Source organism: Pseudomonas protegens, assembly GCF_003732485.1.
Taxonomy (GTDB): domain Bacteria; phylum Pseudomonadota; class Gammaproteobacteria; order Pseudomonadales; family Pseudomonadaceae; genus Aquipseudomonas; species Aquipseudomonas protegens_B.
The window spans coordinates 6514-11973 of sequence record NZ_MOAK01000025.1; the positions used below are offsets into that span (position 1 = coordinate 6514).

Here is a 5460-nt window from a genome sequence, read left to right on the forward strand (position 1 = left end):
GTTTGGTGGTCACCATCGCCATGCCGGTGAAGAAGCAGGGGGAATTGCTGGGCGTAGTCGGTGGCGACCTGAGCCTGGAAACCCTGGTGAAGATCATCAACTCGGTGGACTTCGGTGGCCTGGGCCATGCCTTCCTGGTCAGTGCCGACGGTCAGGTGATCGTCAGCCCGGATAAAGACCAGGTGATGAAGAACCTCAAGGACATCTATCCCGGCGCCAATGTGCGGATTGCCAGCGGCAACCAGGAAGTGGTCCTGAACAAACAGGAACGCATCCTTTCCTTCACCCCGGTGACCGGTCTGCCGAATGCCGAGTGGTACATCGGTCTGTCCATCGACAAGGAAAAGGCCTACGCACCACTGAGCCAGTTCCGTACTTCCGCCTTGATCGCCATGTTTATCGCGGTGGCGGTGATTGCGGTATTGCTGACCTTGCTGATCCAGGTGCTGATGCGCCCGCTGATCACCATGGGCCGGGCGATGCAGGACATTGCCCAGGGCGAAGGCGACCTGACCCGGCGCCTGGTCGTGGAAAGCAAGGACGAGTTCGGCGAGTTGGGCAGTTCGTTCAACCAGTTCGTGGAGCGGATTCACGCCTCGATTTCCGAAGTGTCCTCGGCTACTCGCCAAGTGCATGATCTGTCGCAACGGGTGATGGCTTCGTCCAACGCGTCGATCATCGGTTCCGACGAGCAGAGCGCCCGCACCAACAGCGTGGCTGCGGCAATCAACGAACTGGGTGCTGCCACCCAGGAAATCGCCCGCAACGCCGCCGATGCCTCGCAACACGCCAGTGGCGCCAGCGAGCAGGCCGACGATGGTCGCCAAGTGGTGGAGCAAACCATCCAGGCGATGACCGAGCTATCGCAGAAGATCAGCCTGTCCTGCACCCAGATCGAGACCCTGAATGCCAGCACCGACAACATCGGGCACATTCTCGATGTGATCAAGGGCATCTCCCAGCAGACCAATCTGTTGGCTCTCAACGCGGCCATCGAAGCGGCCCGTGCCGGTGAGGCCGGTCGTGGTTTCGCCGTGGTGGCCGACGAGGTGCGTAACCTGGCCCACCGTACCCAGGAGTCGGCGGAAGAGATCCACAAGATGATCACTTCCCTGCAGGTCGGGTCCCGCGAGGCGGTCTCGACCATGAACGCCAGCCAGGCGTCCAGCGAAGAGAGCGTCGAAGTGGCTAACCAGGCCGGTGCACGGTTGATCAGCGTGACTCAGCGGATCGGCGAGATCGATGGCATGAACCAGTCGGTGGCGGCGGCAACCGAGGAGCAGACCGCGGTGGTGGAGACCCTCAACGTCGACATCAACCAGATCAACCTGCTGAACCAGCAGGGCGTAGCCAACCTCAACGAAACCCTGAAGGACTGTGATGCGCTGTCGCAGCAGGCCAGCCGCCTGAAGCAGTTGGTGGATAGCTTCAAGATCTGAGGCAACCCGGATCCGATCCTGGAGCCCGCTCCTGCATTACTGCAGGGCGGGCTTTTTCATGGGCGGCGTTCAGGCCAGGTGTTCCCCCAGCAGGCCCAGGTGCGTGTTGATCACCTGCAGCAGGCGTTGGCGCTGGGACTTGATGAAGAAATGGTTGCCGGCCACTTCGATCAATTCGAATTCGCGCCCGGTGAACTCCCGCCAATTGAGCATATGGTCGGCTGTCGCCAGCGGGTCCTCGCTGCCATAGAAAGCCGTCAGCGGTATGTCGAGGCAGCCGCTGGAAGTGTCGTACCAGGTTTCGAAGAGCTTCAGGCCGTTGCGCAGCAAGCGTTCGTAGGATTGCAGGTCGTTTTGCCCCCGGGGCATCTCCAGGGGGCTGGCGCCGAGGGTCAGGATCGCTTCGCGAAATGCCGCGATGGGCAATGAGTGCAGCAAGGGCCGGCGGGGCAGGCTGTCGGGGCTGCGGCAGCCAGAGACGAACAGGTGGCGGGTCTGCTGTGGAAACCGCTCCTGGGCGTATTTGCAAGTTTCGTACGCCAGCAGTGCACCCAGGCCGTGGCCGAACAGCGCGTGGGGTTTGTCGAGCCAGGGATTGAGGGCGGCGAAGGTGTTTTCCAGCAGGCTCGGCCAGTTGTCACAGGGCGCTTCGTCGCGGCGTGGGCCGTGCCCCGGAAGGTTGATCACCACCAGCTCGATGTGATCGGCCAGGCTGGTGGACCACACCCGCAGTTGCTCCGCTGCCGCCCCGGCCTGGGGAAAGCAGATCAGGCGAATGCGGGTGGCGTGCCCTGAGTTGATCACCAGCGTCCATTGTCGGGTGTCGGTGTACACAGCTTTTCCTTAAGCAAGGTGGCCCGTGGGCGGGTTCTCGGTGCTGACAAGTGGCCATTCGAGAGGGGACGTCCCAGTCCGCGAATGGTTTCTAACATAGTGGCTGGCGCGGTTGAATGCACGTGACGACCGGGGAAATTCATGGCCTGTCGTCCGCAGCGCAAATGCCACTTGAAGCTATTCTCTGAATGTTCCGTGCCGGCCCTTCCCTGGTGGACGGTGATTGTAAGGTGCCATTGTCTTTTGTCGGGCCAGCCTTCACCATCAGCCGATTTACGACAGCTCCCATGGACTCATTGCAGTGGCGGCACGTTTAGCTCTTTTTCGGACCTTGCGCTGGTTCTGCTCGGCACTGCTGCTGGCCGGCGCGCTGCTGGGCAGCCTGCACGCCGACTGGGATTTCTCCCTGATCAGCCGCCGTGCCACGGCGCTCTACGGTCCGCTGGGCGAAGGTCAGCAACGTATCGATGCCTGGCAGCACCTGCTGGCCACGCAGAAGCAGGTGTCCGAGCGCGAGCAGTTGAAAGTGGTCAACCTGTTCTTCAACAAGAACATGCGCTACATGGAAGATATCGATCTGTGGCGTCAGGTGGACTACTGGGAAACGCCGGTCGAGGCGCTGTGGAAGGGCGCCGGCGACTGTGAGGACTATGCGATTGCCAAGTACTTCAGCCTGCGCCATCTCGGGGTGTCCAGTGACAAGCTGCGCATCACTTACGTCAAGGCCTTGCGCCAGAATCGCGCGCACATGGTCCTGACCTACTATTCCACTGCGGACGCCATGCCGCTGGTGCTCGACAGCCTGGAGGACTCGATCCGCCCGGCCAGCGAGCGAACCGACCTGCTGCCGGTGTACTCCTTCAATGCCGAAGGATTGTGGCTGCCGGGCGCCAAGGGCAACAAACGGGTCGGTGATACCAAGCGCCTGTCCCGTTGGCAGGACGTGTTGAAAAAAATGCAGGCCGAAGGCTTTCCGGTCGAGACGACTAACTAGGAGCACGAGCTCAGATGTCTTTGTTCAAACAACTGTTGATCGCAATCTGTGTGTTCCTGGTGGTCGCCTTCAGTGGCAGCTTCATGGTCAGCCTGGAAAGCTCGCGCACCCAGTATGTCAATCAGCTGCGCTCCCATGCCCAGGACGCGGCCACGGCCCTGGCCTTGTCGCTGACACCGAACATCGACGATCCGGCGATGGTCGAGTTGATGGTCAGTTCGATCTTCGACAGCGGCTATTACGCCAGCATCCGGGTGGTGGACCTGGCCACCGACAAGACCATTGTCGAGCGCAGCGGCATCCCGGAAGTCAGCAATGTGCCCCAGTGGTTCGTCAATCTCATCGGCCTGGAGCCGGCCGGCGGTGACGCCATCGTCAGTCGCGGCTGGGAGCAGGCGGCGCGGGTCGAGGTGCTCAGCCATCCGATGTTCGCCGTAGCCAAGCTCTGGCAGAGCGCCCTGGGCAGCCTGGGCTGGCTGTTGATCTGCGGTGCGGTGAGTGCGGTGCTCGGTGCCCTGTTGCTGCGACGCCAGCTCAAGCCCCTGGACTACATGGTCCAGCAGTCCCATGCCATTGCCCGCCGCGAGTTCCTCAGCCTGCCGCAACTGCCCCGCACCCCGGAACTGCGCCGGGTGGTGCAGGCCATGAACCAGATGGTGGAGAAGCTCAAGGCGCTGTTCCAGGAGCAGGCCGAACGCAGTGAGAAACTGCGCATCGAGTCTTATCAGGACAGCCTGACCGGGCTGGCCAACCGACGTTATTTCGAAATGCAGCTGCATGCCCGGGTGAGCAACCCGGAGCAGGCCAGTTCCGGTTACCTGCTGCTGTTGCGGGTCAAGGATCTGGCTGGCCTGAACCAGCGTCTGGGGGGCCAGCGCACCGACCAACTGTTGCAAGCGGTAGGGGAGCAGTTGCTGCGCGAGTGCAACAAGTACCCTGAAACCCACAACCTGGTGACCCGGGTCCGCGGTGGTGAATTTGCCGTGCTGGCGCCGGGCCTGGTGCGTGAGGAAGCCATCCAGCTGGCCCAAAGCCTGGACAGCGCCCTGGGCAACCTGCATGCCACTGGCGCCACCGACGTTGCCGCAGTGGCCGCCATCGGTCTGGCGGCCTTTGCCCACGGAGATTCGCCACAAGCGGTGCTCAGCCTCGGCGATCAGGCCCTGGCGCAGGCCGAAGCCCAGGGCGAGACCAACTGGGCCTGCCTGGATCAGGTAGGGCAAGCGCAAGTCGGGGATGATCACCATGCCTGGCACCGATTGCTGGACCGGGCGCTGTCGGAGCAGCGCTTCCAGCTGTACTTCCAGCCGGTGGTGGCGGCCCGGGACACCACGCTGGTGCTGCACTACAAGGTGCTGTCGCGGTTGCTGGACGAGCAGGGCCAGACCATTCCGGCCGGGCGTTTCCTGCCCTGGCTGGAGCGCTTTGGCTGGACCTCGCGCCTGGACCTGCTGATGTTGGAGCAGGTGTTGAAGCAGATGGTCGGACATGACGACAGCCTGGCGCTGAACCTGTCGGCAGCCACCCTGGAAGACCCTCAGGCCCTGAACCGGGCCTTCGAGATTCTTCGCCAGCACTCTGACCTGGGGCCGCGCCTGACCCTGGAAATCGGTGAGGAACAGCTGCCTGAGCAGATCCAGTTGGAACAATTGACCCGACGCCTGCGCGAACTGGGCTTCTCCCTCAGTCTGCAACGCTTTGGCGGGCGCTTCAGCATGATCGGCAACCTGGCGCGCCTGGGCCTGGCCTATCTGAAGATCGATGGCAGCTACATCCGCGACATCGATCAGGAAAGCGACAAGCGCCTGTTTATCGAAGCTATCCAGCGGGCAGCCCACAGCATCGACCTTCCGCTGATTGCCGAGCGGGTCGAGACCGAGGGCGAGCTGCAGGTGATTCGCGAGATGGGGCTATATGGCGTGCAGGGGCAGTTGTTCGGCGAGCCAGCGCCTTGGGGTTGAACGTGCATTCGCCGGCAAGCCGGCTCCTGCAGGTGAGAGGCTTTCAGATCAAACTGGTTTCATCATCATTGATCAGCCGGCTGAGCCCACCCAGGGCCTCACGGGCCTGGCTGCGATCCATCAGCTTGGCCTGAGCCGCCGCCGGTAGGTCGGTGACGCGAATCACGCCCTTGCTGGTCAAGACCTGAATCAGGTCGTCCAATACCCGGATCATTTCCAGGTCACTCTGCTT

At 62.4% G+C, this 5460-nt stretch carries 4 protein-coding genes and 1 pseudogene; 3 read left to right on the forward strand and 2 right to left on the reverse strand.

Annotation, left to right across the window (positions count from 1 at the left end):
- A partial coding sequence (locus BLX41_RS02510; RefSeq protein ID WP_259744345.1) for a methyl-accepting chemotaxis protein occupies positions 1 to 1439 on the forward strand: 1439 nt, incomplete at its 5' end.
- A gap of 69 nt (positions 1440 to 1508) precedes the next feature.
- Here the strand turns inward: BLX41_RS02510 and BLX41_RS02515 are convergent.
- Entirely contained in the window at positions 1509 to 2273 is a 765-nt protein-coding gene (locus tag BLX41_RS02515; protein WP_123723637.1) for a thioesterase II family protein, read from the reverse strand.
- A gap of 301 nt (positions 2274 to 2574) precedes the next feature.
- On the opposite strand from BLX41_RS02515, the gene lapG reads away from it, so the two are divergent.
- Together lapG and lapD are read left to right on the forward strand one after the other, a co-directional pair.
- Complete coding sequence (gene lapG / locus BLX41_RS02520) at positions 2575 to 3267, forward strand: cysteine protease LapG (RefSeq protein WP_123723638.1); 693 nt, start codon at positions 2575 to 2577, stop codon at positions 3265 to 3267.
- A gap of 14 nt (positions 3268 to 3281) precedes the next feature.
- Complete coding sequence (lapD, locus tag BLX41_RS02525; protein WP_123723639.1) at positions 3282 to 5228, forward strand: cyclic di-GMP receptor LapD; 1947 nt, start codon at positions 3282 to 3284, stop codon at positions 5226 to 5228.
- 43 nt (positions 5229 to 5271) lie between these two features.
- On the opposite strand, the pseudogene BLX41_RS34250 reads toward lapD, so the two are convergent.
- Positions 5272 to 5460, reverse strand: a pseudogene (locus BLX41_RS34250) (tryptophan synthase subunit beta); the annotation flags it as partial.

Coding starts and splice junctions, on each gene's coding strand:
- lapD (WP_123723639.1), top strand. CDS start 3,282: ATGTCTTTGTTCAAACAACTGTTGATCGCAATCTGTGTGTTCCTGGTG.